This is a genomic window from Streptomyces sp. NPDC048331, assembly GCF_043201215.1.
In the GTDB taxonomy this organism is placed as follows: Bacteria; Actinomycetota; Actinomycetes; order Streptomycetales; family Streptomycetaceae; genus Streptomyces.
This window is the reverse complement of sequence record NZ_JBICYT010000005.1, coordinates 112,419-126,528: the sequence shown is the minus strand read 5'-3', so window position 1 is coordinate 126,528 and position 14,110 is coordinate 112,419. Positions and strand designations below refer to the sequence as shown.

The following is a 14,110-nucleotide window of genomic DNA, read 5'->3' as shown; positions in this document are numbered from 1 at the left end:
CGTCGAACCGATCGCACAACACCTGATCACCCGCACCCACCCGACGGCAGTACGACACCGAACCGTCCGCGTTCACCAACCACGACCGATCCGACACATACCCCCAGTCGTTCGGCACGGAGTACGCGGTGACCCAACCGGTCGGCTTCAGCACGCTGCAGACCAGCTTCTGGGCGCCCTGGTCCCCGGCTCGCCCGCACTCCGCGGGCCCGTCCTTCGTCGACAGGTACGCGAGGTCCGCCGAGTCCGCGTCGTTCTGCACGTACCGGGTGGCGGGGGCCGAGACGCCGGCGGCGTTGCGGGCGACGACGGAGTAGGCGTAGTCCTGCTGCGGCGACACCTGGACGTCGAGCCACCGGGTGCCCGTCACCGTGGCGAGGAGGGTGCCGTTCCGGCTGACCTGGTAGTCGGTGGCACCGGCCGAGGCGCTCCATTGGAGGACCACCCGTGAGCCATGGGCCAACACCGCGATTCCGGCCGGAGCGGCCGGTGCGGACTGCGGCGGCGGGGGGACCTCCGGCAGGTCCTTGAAGTGGATGTACTGGAACGCGCCCGTCGGGACGGTCCGTTCGTTGTACTTGCCGTCGTAGCCGTGGTTGTACTCCTCGACGGTCACCGTGCCGTTGCCTACGGACTCCACCCAGGCGACGTGTCCCGCCCCCAGGGCGACGGCGCCCTTGGCGGGGATGTTGTCGACGCGGAAGCCCATGGCCCTGGCCCGGCTCCCCCAGTCGGTGGCGTCGGCGTGGAACGGCATGCCGAAGCCGTTCCGGCTCTGCAGGCGCCAGGCGACGAAGCTGGTGCACTCCCGGTTGAACATGCCCCAGTCGTCGTACGTCGAGTCCATGGGGACGTTCCGCCACTTGGCGGGGTAGTCGTCGCTCCAGGCGGATGCGGACGGTACGGCCACCACGGAGAACAGGGACGTCAGCAGGACCGTCACGAGGACGCCCACGACACGACGAAGTACGTGGCGGGAAGCCGGCGGTCTCCGGTCGCTCAGGGGCGGTATACCGGACGGGACCACAGTCATCGAACCCTCCTTCAGGCCCCTCCCGCCGTGCGGTCACACGGCTCCAGGGCGCTGGAGCATCCTGGAGCCCACCGTGTGATCAGATCGGACAACCGGATGAATTCACCCGGACGGGCTAGTCTCCTGAAGGACGGATCCGGTGGGGGAAGGCCGACCGGGCCGGGCTCCGAAAGCCCGGCATGATCGGCACGGCCCGCAGCGGCCGGAAGCGGCTGACGGCCTAGCGGCGGCGCATGTCGGCCACGCGCGCCCGCTCCGCCTGGGGCTCCAGCATCCCGCCGGCCGCACTGCGCAGCTGCGCCGTCGGCCCGCCCCGCCGTTGCACCGGCAGCGGCGAATCGCGGCGTGGCCGCCGGCCCTGCATCCCGTCCACACCGCCGGTGGGCACCGCCCCGCCGGCCACGGTGATCTGCACGCCCTGATCGGCGAGTGCTTGAAGCTCCGTACCCGCCCGGTCGTCGTGCGGCGGCGGCTCGTCCGTCACCAGACGCGTCATCACATCGGTGGGCACAGTCTGGAACATGGTGTCGGTACCGAGCTTCGTGTGGTCGGCCAGCACCACCACCTCCGCCGCCGCCTGCACCAGCGCCCGGTCCACGCTGGCGGACAGCATGTTGGACGTGGACAGCCCGCGCTCGGCGGTCAGACCGCTGCCGGACAGGAAGGCCCGCGAGACCCGCAGTCCCTGGAGGGACTGCTCGGCTCCGCTGCCCACGAGGGCGTAGTTGGACCCGCGCAGGGTGCCGCCGGTCATGACCACCTCCACCCGGTTCGCGTGGGCCAGGGCCTGGGCGACGAGCAGCGAGTTGGTGACGACGGTCAGTCCGGGCACACGGGCGAGCCGACGGGCCAGCTCCTGGGTCGTGGTGCCCGCGCCGACGACGACGGCCTCGCCCTCTTCGACGAGGGAGGCGGCGACATCGGCAATGGCGGTCTTCTCCGCCGTCGCGAGATGGGACTTTTGCGGAAAGCCGGACTCCCGCGTGAAACCGCCCGGCAATACCGCACCGCCGTGTCGGCGGTCGAGGAGTCCTTCTGCCTCCAGTGCCCGCACGTCCCGCCGTACGGTCACTTCGGAGGTCTGGACGACGCGGGCGAGCTCCCGGAGCGAAACCGCTCCGTTGGCCCGCACCATTTCGAGGATCAATTGGCGACGTTCTGCAGCGAACACGAAACTGACAGTAACGCCAACGACCGTCTGCTTTCAGCTCTTTGCGCCGGAATACCGAAGTTGTCCATAAGGCGGGGCGACTAGTGGTATACGCGGCCCGAGGGTTGCGTGAACATCCGGCCACGAAACGACGCCCCGCCCCAAACCCCTTACGGTGTGCGGCGGTTAGCGGGGGCTACGCCTCCCCGGCGGCCTTCCGCGTGTGCAGCTGACGGGCCACCTCGGCGATCGAGCCCGAGAGCGAGGGGTACACGGTGAACGCTTTTGCGATCTGCTCGACCGTCAGATTGTTGTCGACCGCGATCGAGATGGGGTGGATCAGCTCGCTCGCGCGCGGGGAGACGACCACGCCGCCGACGACGATGCCGGTGCCCGGACGGCAGAACAGCTTCACGAAGCCGTCCCGGATGCCCTGCATCTTGGCGCGCGGGTTGCGCAGCAGCGGGAGCTTGACCACGCGGGCGTCGATCTTGCCGGCGTCCACGTCCGCCTGGGTGTAGCCGACGGTGGCGATCTCCGGGTCGGTGAAGACGTTGGAGGACACCGTCTTGAGGTTCAGCGGGGCCACCGCGTCACCGAGGAAGTGGTACATCGCGATGCGTCCCTGCATCGCCGCGACCGACGCGAGCGCGAAGACGCCCGTCACGTCACCGGCGGCGTACACGCCGGGCGCGGAGGTGCGCGAGACCTTGTCGGTCCAGATGTGCCCGGAGTCCTTGAGCCGGACCCCGGACTCCTCCAGGTTCATGTTCTTGGTGTTGGGGATCGCGCCGACCGCCATCAGACAGTGCGTACCGGTCAGCACGCGACCGTCGGAGAGGGTGACCTCGACCCGGTCGCCCACCCGCTTCGCCGACTCGGCGCGCGAGCGCCCGACGACGTTCATGCCGCGGCGCCGGAAGACGTCCTCCAGCACGGCGGCGGCGTCCGGGTCCTCGCCGGGCAGCACGCGGTCGCGGGAGGACACGAGGGTCACCCGGGAGCCGAGGGCCTGGTAGGCGCCGGCGAACTCGGCGCCGGTCACACCGGAGCCGACCACGATGAGTTCCTCGGGGAGCTCGTCGAGGTCGTAGACCTGGGTCCAGTTCAGGATCCGCTCGCCGTCGGGCATGGCGTCGGGGATCTCGCGCGGGGTGCCGCCGGTCGCGATCAGGACGGCGTCGGCGGTCAGGATCGTCTCGGAGCCGTCGGCGGCCGTGACGATGACGTCCCGGGTGCCGTCGATGCCCTGCGGTCCGCCGAGCTTGGCGCGACCGCGCACCACGCGGGCGCCGGCCCGGGTGACGGAGGCCGTGATGTCGTGCGATTGGGCGAGCGCGAGGCGCTTGACGCGTCGGTTCACCTTGCCGAGGTCCACGCCGACGACGCGCGCGGCCTGCTCGATGTGCGGGGTGTCGTCCGCGACGACGATGCCGAGCTCCTCGTACGAGGAGTCGAAGGTCGTCATCACCTCGGCGGTCGCGATCAGAGTCTTGGAGGGTACGCAGTCGGTCAGCACCGATGCCCCGCCCAGACCGTCGCAGTCGACGACGGTCACCTCCGCGCCGAGCTGGGCCCCCACCAGGGCTGCCTCATACCCGCCGGGTCCGCCGCCGATGATCACGATCCGGGTCACGAAAAGTCCGCCTCACGTCTACCCGGCCGGCTGCCGCCCCGGCCGGTGTTCCGGGGGGTCTCCCCGGGGGATGCATTCCGTGCTCCATTGTCCCGCACGCTTCAAGGTGCTTCGCGCCCGGTCCCGCCATCCGGGCACGCGTGCACCGGCACCCCTCCCGTACTCTCGACCACATGTCGCTCTACGCCGCGTACGCCGGCAACCTCGACCCGCGGCTGATGACGCGCCGCGCTCCGCATTCGCCGCTGCGCGGCACGGGCTGGATCAACGACTGGCGGCTGACCTTCGGCGGCGAGCAGATGGGCTGGGAGGGCGCTCTCGCCACGATCGTGGAAGCCCCCCGCCAGCAGGTCTTCGTGGCCCTGTACGACATCGCGCCGCTGGACGAGGACTCGATGGACCGCTGGGAGGGTGTCGGACTCGACATCTACCGCCGGATGCGCGTGCGTGTGCACACGCTGGACGGTGAGGAGGCGGCCTGGGTGTACGTCCTGAACGGCTACGAGGGCGGTCTGCCCTCGGCCCGCTACCTGGGCGAGATCGCCGACGCCGCCGAATCCGCGGGCGCTCCGCACGACTACGTGATGGAAATCCGCAAGCGCCCCTGCTGACCCCTGCGGGGACGCCCCTTGCCACCCAGGCCGACGCGGCGGGGCTCCGCCGCCCCACGGGGACCTTTCGGCGGAAACGACAAGGCAACGATCCGAACACCGTGAGCTGTGCCATCTACGCGCGTAGCCGGAAAACGGTTACGCTCGTCCGCGTGAACGCATCTGTTACCGACCCCTTCGCCGCCGCCGACGCCGCAGCCGCCCGCCTGCGTGAGCTGACCGGCGTGGACACCCACGATGTCGCCCTCGTCATGGGCTCCGGATGGGCCCCCGCCGCAGAGGCGCTCGGCGCCCCCGAGGCCGAGTTCCTCGTCACCGAGCTGCCCGGCTTCCCGCCCGCCGCCGTCGAGGGCCACGGCGGCAAGATCCGCTCGTACAAGATCGGCGAGAAGCGCGCCCTGGTCTTCCTCGGCCGGACCCACTACTACGAGGGCCGCGGCGTCGCCGCCGTCGCCCACGGCGTGCGTACCGCCGTCGCCGCCGGTTGCAAGACCGTCGTCCTGACCAACGGCTGCGGCGGTCTGCGCGAGGGCATGAAGCCCGGCCAGCCCGTCCTGATCAGCGACCACCTCAACCTGACGGCCACCTCGCCGATCGTCGGCGCGAACTTCGTCGACCTCACCGACCTGTACTCGCCGCGCCTGCGCGCGATGTGCAAGGAGATCGACGCGAGCCTCGAAGAGGGCGTCTACGTCCAGTTCCCCGGCCCGCACTACGAGACCCCGGCCGAGATCAACATGATCCGCGTCATGGGTGCCGACCTGGTCGGCATGTCCACCGTGCTGGAGGCCATCGCCGCCCGTGAGGCCGGCGCCGAGGTGCTCGGCATCTCCCTGGTCACCAACCTGGCGGCGGGCCTGTCCGGCGAGCCGCTGAACCACGAAGAGGTCCTCCAGGCCGGTCGCGACTCGGCCGCCCGCATGGGCACGCTGCTGACGCAGGTCCTCGCCCGCATCTGATCGACGTACGAGAGCTAAGGCGGAAGCAGTGCAGGAACAGGCACAGGCACAGGCACAGGACGACCTGATCATCCGGGCGCAGGCCTGGCTGGCCGAGGACCCGGACCCGGAGACGGCCGCGGAACTGGCCGCGCTCATCGAGGCCGGCGACACGGCGGAGCTCGCGGACCGTTTCTCGGGCACCCTGCAGTTCGGCACCGCCGGACTGCGCGGTGAGATCGGCGCCGGCCCGATGCGGATGAACCGCGGCGTGGTCATCCGGGCCGCGGCGGGCCTCGCGGCCTACCTGAAGGCCCAGGGCCACGACGGCGGCCTGGTCGTCGTCGGCTACGACGCCCGCTACAAGTCTGCGGACTTCGCCCGCGACACCGCGGCCGTCATGACCGGCGCCGGGCTGCGCGCGGCCCTCCTGCCCCGCCCCCTGCCGACGCCCGTGCTCGCGTACGCCATAAGGCACCTCGGCGCCGTCGCCGGCGTCGAGGTGACCGCGAGCCACAACCCGCCCCGGGACAACGGCTACAAGGTCTACCTCGGCGACGGCTCGCAGATCGTCTCCCCGGCCGACACCGAGATCGCGGCGCAGATCGCGGCGGTCCGGAAGCTGGCCGACGTACCGCGCCCCGAGTCGGGTTGGCAGGAGCTCGGCGACGAGGTCCTGGAGGCCTACCTGGCGCGCACGGACGCCGTCCTGACCCCCGGCTCCCCCCGGGGCGTACGGACCGTCTACACGGCCATGCACGGCGTGGGCAAGGACGTCGTCATGGCGGCCTTCGCCCGGCACGGTTTCCCGGAGCCGGTGCTCGTCGCCGAGCAGGCCGAGCCCGACCCGGCCTTCCCGACCGTGGCGTTCCCGAACCCGGAGGAGCCGGGCGCGATGGACCTGGCCTTCGCGAAGGCCGCCGAGGTCCAGCCCGACATCGTGATCGCCAACGACCCGGACGCGGACCGCTGCGCCGTGGCCGTGCCCACGGTGGACGGCTGGCGGATGCTGCGCGGCGACGAGGTCGGCGCGCTGCTGGCGGCGCACCTGGTCCACAAGGGCGCACGGGGTGTCTTCGCCGAGTCCATCGTCTCCTCCAGCCTCCTGGGCCGGATCGCGGAGGCGGCGGGCGTGGGCTACGAGGAGACCCTCACCGGCTTCAAGTGGATCGCCCGCGTCGAGGGCCTGCGCTACGGCTACGAGGAGGCGCTCGGCTACTGCGTGGACCCCGAGGGCGTCCGCGACAAGGACGGCGTCACCGCCGCCCTGCTGGTGGCGGAGCTGGCCTCGGTGCTCAAGGAGCAGGGCCGCACGCTGACCGACCTGCTGGACGACCTGGCGATGGCCCACGGGCTGCACGCCACGGACCAGCTGTCGGTGCGCGTCTCGGACCTGTCGATCATCGCCGACGCGATGGCCGCGCTGCGCGCGCAGCCGCCGGTGTCGCTCGCCGGTCTGCGGGTGGTCTCGGCGGAGGACCTGTCCAAGGGCACGGAGTCCCTCCCGCCCACGGACGGCCTGCGCTACTACCTGGACGGCACGTACAAGGCCCGGGTCATCGCCCGCCCGTCGGGTACCGAGCCCAAGCTGAAGTGCTACCTGGAGGTCGTGGTCCCGGTGGCCGAGGCCTCCGACCTGGCCTCGGCCCGCGTCCGCGGCCAGGAGGTCCTGGACGCGATCAAGAAGGACCTCTCGGCGGCCATGGGCATCTGAGCTTCCTCCGCGTCACTCGCGCGGCCGGGGCTTCGGCCCCTGCCCGGCCCGGTCCCGCCCCGTCCGGCGGGACCGGGCCTTCGCGTGTCCGGGCCCGCCGACGTGACGACGGAGTGTCAGGAAGGAGTCGGGGTCGGGGTCGGGGTCGCCAGTTCACCCAGGGTCGGTACCGACTCCGGGCGGGAGCGGACCGCGTCCGTGCACTCCCACGCCCGCGGCGGGTCCGCGTCCGGCCCGCCGAGGATCACCGGGCCCGGGGTCGCCTTCAGGGCCTCGCTGCCCGCCAGCGTGCACACGATCTGCGAGAGCGCCACCGGCGGCAGGTCCTCCGGCTTGCGGCTGAGCCGCACCGTGCCCGCCGGGTCGCCCGGCCTCGGCGCGCCCGCCGACAGCCCGACCGGGACCTCGCTCGTGAAGCCGGCGTCCCGCTCCTCCGTGCTCGGCGTTCGCTCCAGCGCTTCCAGCAGGGCCTGCGCGACCATCGCCAGCGGGTCCCGTACGGGCTTCTTCTCGGGTACCGGAACCACGCGCTCCACGCCCACCAGCTGCGAGCCGCAGACCAGTTCCACCGTGGCCCGGAAGCCCTGCACCCCGCTCGGCTGTTCCTTCGTGTCGCAGGACACCCGCGAGGGCGCCGCGCCCACGTCGACCGGCACGGTCGTCGCCCGGATCCCACAGGCCGACGTCGCGAGCAGCAGGGCCGCGACGAACGGGGCCAGCACCACCGGTACCACCGGCAGAGCCCTACGCATCCTCGTCACCCGCGAGCACCTTTCCCACGTCCACCGGCAGCCGCAGCGTGAACAGCGCCCCACCGCCCGCCACATTGGCGGCGGTGATGTCGCCGCCGTGGATGTGCGCGTTCTCCACGGCGATCGACAGTCCGAGCCCGCTGCCGTCCGACTTCGGTCGCGACGCGCTCGCCTTGTAGAACCGGTCGAAGACGTGCGGCAGGACCTCCTCGGGGATGCCCGGACCGTTGTCCTGCACCGCGATCACCAGCCACTCCCCCTCGACCGTCACCGACACCCGGACGGGCGAGCCGCCGTGCTTGAGCGCGTTGCCGATGAGGTTGGCGAGGATGACGTCGAGGCGGCGCGGGTCGAGGCGGACCACGATGCCCCGTTCGGCGTCGAGTTCGACCGCGTCGAGCCAGGCCCGGGCGTCGATGCAGGCCGTGACCTGGTCGGCGACGTCCACGTCGTCCAGGACCAGCTTGGCCGTCCCCGCGTCGAAGCGGGTGACCTCCATCAGGTTCTCCACCAGGATGTTGAGGCGGCGGGTCTCGCTGACGACCAGCGCCACGGCCGGTGCGATCATCGGATCGAGGTCCTCGACCTCCTCCTCCAACACCTCGGCCACCGCCGTCAGCGCGGTCAGCGGTGTCCGCAGTTCGTGCGACATGTCCGCGACGAAGCGCCGGCTGGCCTCCTCGCGCGCGCTCATGTCGGCGACCTTCTTCTCCAGCGCCTCGGCCGTCTTGTTGAAGGTGTGCGAGAGGTCGGCGAGTTCGTCGGTGCCCGACACGTCGAGGCGGTGGTCCAGCTCGCCCTCGCCGAGCCGCCGCGCCGCGTCCCCGAGCCGCTGCACGGGCTTGAGCACGGTACGGGCCGCGGCCTGGGCCAGCAGGGCCGAGCCGAGCAGTGCGAGACAGGTGGCGATGGTCAGCGACCAGCCGAGCGCGTTCAGGTCGTCCCGCTCCTGCGCGAGGGACTTGTACATGTAGCCGGTGAGCCCGCCGCCCACCACGCGTGTCCCGCCGACCAGGTACGGATTGCCGTGCGGCTTCGTCCGCTGCCAGTAGACGTGGTATTCGGAGTCGTTCGCGGCGGTGGTCTTCTGCCGGTCGTCGACCGCGTTCCGCAGGGACTTCGGTACGTTGGCCAACCCGAAGGAATCGGGCCCCGCCGCGCCGAAGATCTGCCGGTTGTCCTTGCCCACCTGCACCAGCAGCACGCTGTATCCGGGGCTGCTGCCCGCCATCAGTTCGGCGGTGCGCTGCAACTCCTCGGCGGTGGGATCGGCGGGCAGCGCGGCGGCCCTGTTCTGCATCTCCTGCCGGAAGTCGCCGAGGGCCGCGTCCTGGACGCGGGTGAGGACGGCCTCGCGGTTGAGCCAGTAGGCGATACCGGAGGCCGAGACCGCGGCCGTGAGCGCGACCAGGCAGAACACCATGAGGAGCCGCAGCCGCAGGCTGGTCCAGCGCCGGCCCGCGAGCAACGACCGGATCACTGCGGGGAGTCCAGGCGGTAGCCGACACCTCGTACGGTACGGATCAGGGTGGGCGAGGACGGCACGTCCTCGACCTTGGCGCGCAGCCGCTGCACGCAGGCGTCGACGAGCCGCGAGTCACCGAGGTAGTCGTGCTCCCAGACCAGCCGCAGCAGCTGCTGGCGCGAGAGCGCCTGCCCGGGCCGGCGGCTCAGTTCGAGCAGCAGCCGCAGCTCGGTCGGCGTGAGCTGCAGGTCCTCGCCGTTCTTGGTCACGGTCATGGCGGCCCGGTCGATGACCAGGGAGCCGAAGCTCGCCGAATCGCTCGACTCGCGCTCGCCGCGGCGCAGTACGGCCCGGATCCGGGCGTCGAGGACCCGCCCTTGGACGGGCTTGACCACGTAGTCGTCGGCTCCCGACTCCAGCCCGACGACGACATCGATGTCGTCGCTGCGCGCGGTGAGCAGGATGATCGGCAGCTGGTCGGTGCGGCGGATCCGCCGGCACACCTCGAAGCCGTCGATCCCGGGCAGCATCACGTCCAGCACGATCAGGTCCGGCCGCTGCTCGCGCAGCAGTTTCAGGCCGTCCTCGCCCGTCGCCGCGGTGGCCACACGGTGGCCCTGGCGAGACAGGGAGAGTTCGAGGGCCGTGCGGATGGCGTCGTCGTCCTCGATCAGCAACAGGAAAGGCACGCGCTCATTCTGACCCATCGGCCGTCGGGAACTCGACCGTCGCGCGACGTGATCCTGTCGGGGTCCTGTCAGAAGTCGCTGTGACACGGCTGTGACAGTCGACGGACACCCCGGTTAAGTCGGCGGGGCAATCTTTTCATCAACGCACAACGGACCGAAGCAGACACACTCCACGACGGGGGGCGCGAGATGAACACGCTGCACAGCACCACCACCAGCGCGGTTGTCACGCGGCTGCACGATGTGAACCGCCGGGCGGGTGTCCGTACGGTGGCGGTCGCCCGTCCCCGGCCGGCCCACGTCGTAGCCATTGACGCCAACCAGTACCAGGCGGTTCCCACCGCCGAGCGGACCACTCCCTCCATCTCGGAGGCGGAGTTCACGGCGTACGTCCAGGAGCGGCGCGCCGCCCTGTACGCGACGGCCTTCCACCTCACCGGTGACCGGTACGAGGCCGAGGACCTGCTGCAGAGCGCGCTGTTCTCCACGTACCGCGCCTGGGACCGGATCAGCGACAAGGCGGCCGTCGGCGGCTACCTGCGCCGCACGATGACGAACCTGCACATCAGCGCGTGGCGTCGGCGGAAGCTGAACGAGTACCCGACGGAGGAGCTGCCGGAGACGGCCTCCGACACGGACGCGATGCGCGGTACGGAGCTGCGCGCGGTGCTGTGGCAGGCCCTGACCCGGATCCCGGAGCCGCAGCGCACGATGCTGGTGCTCCGCTACTACGAGGGCCGCACGGACCCGGAGATCGCGGAGATCCTCGGCATCAGCGTCGGCACCGTGAAGTCGAGCATCTGGCGCTCGCTGCGCCGCCTGCGGGAGGACGAGGCGCTCAGCTTCGGCCGTGACGAGGCGGAGTCCTTCGAGGAGCTGGTCGCGTAACGCGGCCCACACAGAAGCCATCGGGCCAGGGGGCCCGTCCTACGGGGGTGGGGCGGGGGCCGCGGGGGGAAAAGGCGGGATCGAGCGGACGGGGGTCCGCCTGGTCCCGCCTTTTCATATGTCCGGTACGCGGGCCGGCGGGCCGCGCGGACGGTCGGGTCACAGTCGCTTGGCGCTGCGCAGGGCGGCGGCGTAGTAGCCGTTGCCGTCGAGGCGCGAGGCGCCGCCCTTGTCACCGATGGTGGGCCCGTTGGCCTCCTCACGGCTCGAAATGAAGATCTTGTGCCCGTCGGTGTCGTTGCCGAGGTACATGCCGGTGTGGTCGAGGCGGTCGCCGGTGCGCGCGTCGAGCTTGAAGAACACCAGGTCGCCCGGCTGGAGGACGTCGACGGAGGCCGGCCGGTCCTGCGGGCCGACGCCCTTGAGGGACAAGATGTCCACCCCGACCTTGGATCGGGCCATTCCGTTGGCGGTGCGCGGCAGTCCGTTGCCCGCGGTGTCGGAGGCCATCAGGGGGAAGCGGCCGCGGTATCCGAAGACCGTGCGGATGAATCCGGAGCAGTCCATGGCCCGGTGCTTGGCCTTCTCCGGCCGTTCCGTGGTGCCGTTGCGGAAGGTGTACGGGATGCCGAGGTAGTCGTAGAAGTCCGACTGTTCCAGGCGGAGGTCGTTGCCCGCGGAGCCGTTCGGGTTGAGCGGCCCGAAGGCGGCGTCGCCCGCGTACTGGACGCCGGCCGCGTCCTTCTTGACCGGTGCCTGGTCCCCGTACTGGAAGGCGATGGCGAAGAGGTCGTCCTCCTCGCTCCCGTAGTACTTCTTGAACCAGTCCTGGAACCACTGCTCGCGCTCCGCGCCGCTGCGCCAGCTCTCCGGCAGCAGGCGGACCCAGGTCTCGGTGACGACGCGGGTGGCGGTGGTGGCGGGCTCGGTGAAGGTGCGGCTCTTGCCGGTGAGCGACGCGGTGCGCGCGCCGTCCGTGAAGGTGGCGAGGACGGCGCCGTCCGCGCCGCGCAGGACCGACCGCTCCGGGTTCTTGAGCCGCTCCCACTTCTGGGCGGCGCCCTCCTGGGCGCCGACCTGGTGCGCCTGGTCGGTGACCCGCAGCACCTCGGGGGCCTTGGCCTGCTCCTCCTTGCGCAGTTCGTAGGTGAAGTACGCGCTGCCGGCCAGCAGGAGCGCCACGACGGCGGCGTGCAGGACGGGGTGGGTGCGGCGGGCGGGCTTGGCGGTCATCGGTGTGCTCCGGGCGGTGCGGGTGGTCGGGCCGGCGGCGGTCGGGCGTCGGTCAGGCGTGCGGCATGAAGCCGAGCAGGATGCCCGCGGTCAGGACGACGTACGTCATGAGCGTCGCGGAGCCGGTGGCGAGCAGCGTGGCGCCCTTGGGCTGGCGGACGAGCTGGTAGGCGATCAGGCCGGGGACGATGAAGCCGAGGGTCTGGTTCGCGTACAGCAGGGGGAACTTCATCTGGAGCACGATCACGACGGTGGCCTGGAGGAGGACGCCGATGAGGACGACGGCCGCGAACAGGCGCTTGCCGTAGAGGATGACGAACTTCTGGGTGACGAGGGTGAGCGCGTACGTCAGGGCGGTGATGCCGACGACGAGCGCGGCGCGCTGCAGGTCCTCGATGAGGGTGAGCGCGAGCCAGCCGGGGGTGATCATGCCGCCGGGCGAGAGGTTCGTCGTCAGGTAGCAGAGCAGGGAGAACAGCAGGCCCAGCGCGATGCCGATCGCGGCGATCTCGGGGGTGAGGACTGCGGGGATCAACGGGGTTCTCCTGGGCTCTGCCACTGCTGGTTCGGGTGGGGCTCGTACGGCTGGGGCTCGTACGGGTGGGGCACGTACGGGTGGGGCGGCCAGGGCTGCTGCGGCGGATGGACGTACTGCCGCGGCACCGGGGGCTGCGCGTACCGGGCCTCCTGGGCGGCGGTGAGGTCGGCGTACGGGTCGAGGTGCGGCAGGTACGGCGGCTGCGCCGGGGCGGCCTGCCGGGGGACGGCGCCCGCGTGGCCCGGGGCCGCCGCGTGGGCTTCCTCGGGGTCGGGATCGTCCTCGAAGCCGGGGAGTTCCGCGAGGTGTTCCAGGAGGATCTCGCCCTGGCCGTGGATGTTGCCGATGGCGACCAGCGAGGAACTCTCGCCGAGGTGGCCGAGCAGCTCGTTCATGAACTCCTCGCCGTCGCGCTGGTCGCCGCCGAGGTCGACGGCGCGCCCGCGCCACTCGGCGGGGATCGCGTCGATGGCGCTCTTGGCCGGGTGTCCGATGACGAAGACCTTGTCGGGCATCAGGTCCGGGACGATCGCGCCCATCTGGCCGTTGCGCTCGACGCGGTCGGGGCGGCAGTTGATCACGACGTTGAGGGGGCGGTCGACGGCGCCGAGGTCGAGGAGCTGGTTGATGTTCATCAGCGTCGACTCGGGGTCGTTCGCGGCGAAGACGTTGGCGAAGCGGACGCGCTTGCCGCCGGGGGCCACGTACCGCTCGACGGAGAGCACACCGGGGTCCGGCGGGGCGTCGTACATCCCCTGGAGGGCGGTCTCGCGGTCGACGCCGAGGAGCTCGGCGACGGTGAGCGCGATGGCGACGTTCTCCTTGAAGGTGAACCAGCTGAAGCCGCGCAGCTCGTCGTCGCTGACCGTGTCGGGGTCGGCGTAGACGAGGGCGCAGTCGCGCGCGTCGGCCTCCTCCTGGAGCACGTGGAAGCGTTCCTTCTCGGCGGTGACGCAGATTCCGCCGTGCGGCATCGAGCGCGACAGCGAGCGGGCGATGTCGTCGAGGGTGGGGCCCATCTCGGCGACGTGGTCCTCGCGGACGTTGCACAGCACGCCGATGGTCGACTGGATCAGCTTCGACTGGTTGATCTCCTGGAGCGCCGGCATGACCGCCATGCACTCCATGACGAGGGCGTGCGGCCGGTAGGCGGCGGCGCGCCGGACGATGCCGATCTGCTCGACGACGTTGGCGATGCCGAACTTCCGGTAGACGGGCTCCTCGGTGGCGTCCGGGTGGATGAAGCGGGCCGCGGTGCCCGTGGTCTTGGCGACGGTCACCAGCCCGCCGCCGCGCAGGGCGCCCGCGCACAGCCGGGTGATGGAGCTCTTGCCGCGGATGCCGTTGACGAGCACCCGGTTCGGTATGTGCGCGAGGTTGGCGTAGTGCCGGCGCTGCTCGACGACGCCCGCGACGAGCATGACCAGGCAGCTGAGGAGCAGCACGCAGTAGAGGAAGAGCAC

At 71.2% G+C, this 14,110-nt stretch carries 13 protein-coding genes; 4 read left to right on the top strand and 9 right to left on the bottom strand.

The genetic code is table 11. The features are described 5' to 3' along the window. From ACGFYY_RS10595 to ACGFYY_RS10585, 3 genes are all read right to left on the bottom strand, one after another. Nucleotides 1-955: CHAP domain-containing protein (locus tag ACGFYY_RS10595; protein ID WP_393708189.1), on the bottom strand; the 955-nt coding region annotated here is incomplete at its 3' end. Nucleotides 956-1,253: 298 nt separating this feature from the next. Further along, complete coding sequence (locus ACGFYY_RS10590) at nt 1,254-2,204, bottom strand: DeoR/GlpR family DNA-binding transcription regulator (RefSeq protein WP_393708187.1); 951 nt, start codon at nt 2,202-2,204, stop codon at nt 1,254-1,256. Between the two features lie 175 nt (nt 2,205-2,379). After that, nucleotides 2,380-3,819, bottom strand: a complete 1,440-nt coding sequence (locus tag ACGFYY_RS10585; protein ID WP_030712437.1) for an NAD(P)H-quinone dehydrogenase — start codon at nt 3,817-3,819, stop codon at nt 2,380-2,382. Between the two features lie 173 nt (nt 3,820-3,992). Between ACGFYY_RS10585 and ACGFYY_RS10580 the strand changes: the two genes are divergently transcribed. The 3 genes from ACGFYY_RS10580 to ACGFYY_RS10570 all read left to right on the top strand — a co-directional run bounded on the left by ACGFYY_RS10580 (nt 3,993) and on the right by ACGFYY_RS10570 (nt 7,082). After that, nucleotides 3,993-4,430 (top strand): gamma-glutamylcyclotransferase, encoded by a 438-nt coding sequence (locus tag ACGFYY_RS10580; RefSeq protein WP_328789036.1) that lies wholly within the window; start codon nt 3,993-3,995, stop codon nt 4,428-4,430. A gap of 152 nt (nt 4,431-4,582) precedes the next feature. After that, nucleotides 4,583-5,389, top strand: a complete 807-nt coding sequence (locus tag ACGFYY_RS10575; protein WP_030763378.1) for a purine-nucleoside phosphorylase — start codon at nt 4,583-4,585, stop codon at nt 5,387-5,389. A 28-nt stretch (nt 5,390-5,417) separates the two neighbouring features. Then, on the top strand, nt 5,418-7,082 hold the full coding sequence (locus ACGFYY_RS10570) for a phospho-sugar mutase (protein ID WP_393708184.1): 1,665 nt from the start codon (nt 5,418-5,420) through the stop codon (nt 7,080-7,082). Nucleotides 7,083-7,198: 116 nt separating this feature from the next. Here ACGFYY_RS10570 and ACGFYY_RS10565 read toward each other — a convergent pair whose 3' ends face one another. The 3 genes from ACGFYY_RS10565 to afsQ1 are packed head-to-tail and all read right to left on the bottom strand — an operon-like array spanning nt 7,199 to nt 9,988. Next, the gene (locus ACGFYY_RS10565) at nt 7,199-7,834 is read right to left on the bottom strand and encodes a hypothetical protein (RefSeq protein WP_393708535.1); all 636 of its coding nucleotides are present in this window, start codon (nt 7,832-7,834) and stop codon (nt 7,199-7,201) included. After that, nucleotides 7,827-9,257: a HAMP domain-containing sensor histidine kinase gene (locus ACGFYY_RS10560; RefSeq protein WP_365267510.1), complete on the bottom strand. Its 1,431-nt coding sequence runs from the start codon at nt 9,255-9,257 to the stop codon at nt 7,827-7,829. Before ACGFYY_RS10560 ends, ACGFYY_RS10565 begins: the two co-directional genes overlap by 8 nt. Before the next feature lie 53 nt (nt 9,258-9,310). After that, nucleotides 9,311-9,988 carry a two-component system response regulator AfsQ1 gene (afsQ1, locus tag ACGFYY_RS10555; protein ID WP_063754818.1) on the bottom strand — a complete coding sequence of 226 codons (678 nt, stop codon included), beginning with the start codon at nt 9,986-9,988 and terminating at the stop codon, nt 9,311-9,313. A gap of 189 nt (nt 9,989-10,177) precedes the next feature. Here afsQ1 and ACGFYY_RS10550 point away from each other — a divergent pair, with 189 nt between their 5' ends. Next, nucleotides 10,178-10,876, top strand: coding sequence for a SigE family RNA polymerase sigma factor (locus tag ACGFYY_RS10550; protein WP_365267467.1), 699 nt, complete (start codon nt 10,178-10,180; stop codon nt 10,874-10,876). Nucleotides 10,877-11,035: 159 nt separating this feature from the next. Here ACGFYY_RS10550 and ACGFYY_RS10545 read toward each other — a convergent pair whose 3' ends face one another. Genes ACGFYY_RS10545 through pgsB form a run of 3 tightly spaced genes read right to left on the bottom strand, consistent with a single transcriptional unit; the run spans nt 11,036 to nt 14,110 of the window. Beyond that, on the bottom strand, nt 11,036-12,109 hold the full coding sequence (locus ACGFYY_RS10545) for an NlpC/P60 family protein (RefSeq protein WP_365267468.1): 1,074 nt from the start codon (nt 12,107-12,109) through the stop codon (nt 11,036-11,038). 52 nt (nt 12,110-12,161) lie between these two features. Next, complete coding sequence (locus ACGFYY_RS10540) at nt 12,162-12,644, bottom strand: poly-gamma-glutamate biosynthesis protein PgsC/CapC (protein ID WP_030712455.1); 483 nt, start codon at nt 12,642-12,644, stop codon at nt 12,162-12,164. Continuing rightward, nucleotides 12,641-14,110 (bottom strand): poly-gamma-glutamate synthase PgsB, encoded by a 1,470-nt coding sequence (pgsB, locus tag ACGFYY_RS10535; RefSeq protein ID WP_393708179.1) that lies wholly within the window; start codon nt 14,108-14,110, stop codon nt 12,641-12,643. The genes ACGFYY_RS10540 and pgsB overlap by 4 nt, the downstream gene beginning before the upstream one ends.

Bases quoted from the DNA above. Each gene is read 5' to 3' on its own strand.
- ACGFYY_RS10580 (WP_328789036.1), top strand. From the start codon at position 3,993: ATGTCGCTCTACGCCGCGTACGCCGGCAACCTCGACCCGCGGCTGATG.
- ACGFYY_RS10565 (WP_393708535.1), bottom strand. From the start codon at position 7,834: ATGCGTAGGGCTCTGCCGGTGGTACCGGTGGTGCTGGCCCCGTTCGTC.
- ACGFYY_RS10560 (WP_365267510.1), bottom strand. From the start codon at position 9,257: ATGGTGTTCTGCCTGGTCGCGCTCACGGCCGCGGTCTCGGCCTCCGGT.
- ACGFYY_RS10550 (WP_365267467.1), top strand. From the start codon at position 10,178: ATGAACACGCTGCACAGCACCACCACCAGCGCGGTTGTCACGCGGCTG.
- ACGFYY_RS10545 (WP_365267468.1), bottom strand. From the start codon at position 12,109: ATGACCGCCAAGCCCGCCCGCCGCACCCACCCCGTCCTGCACGCCGCC.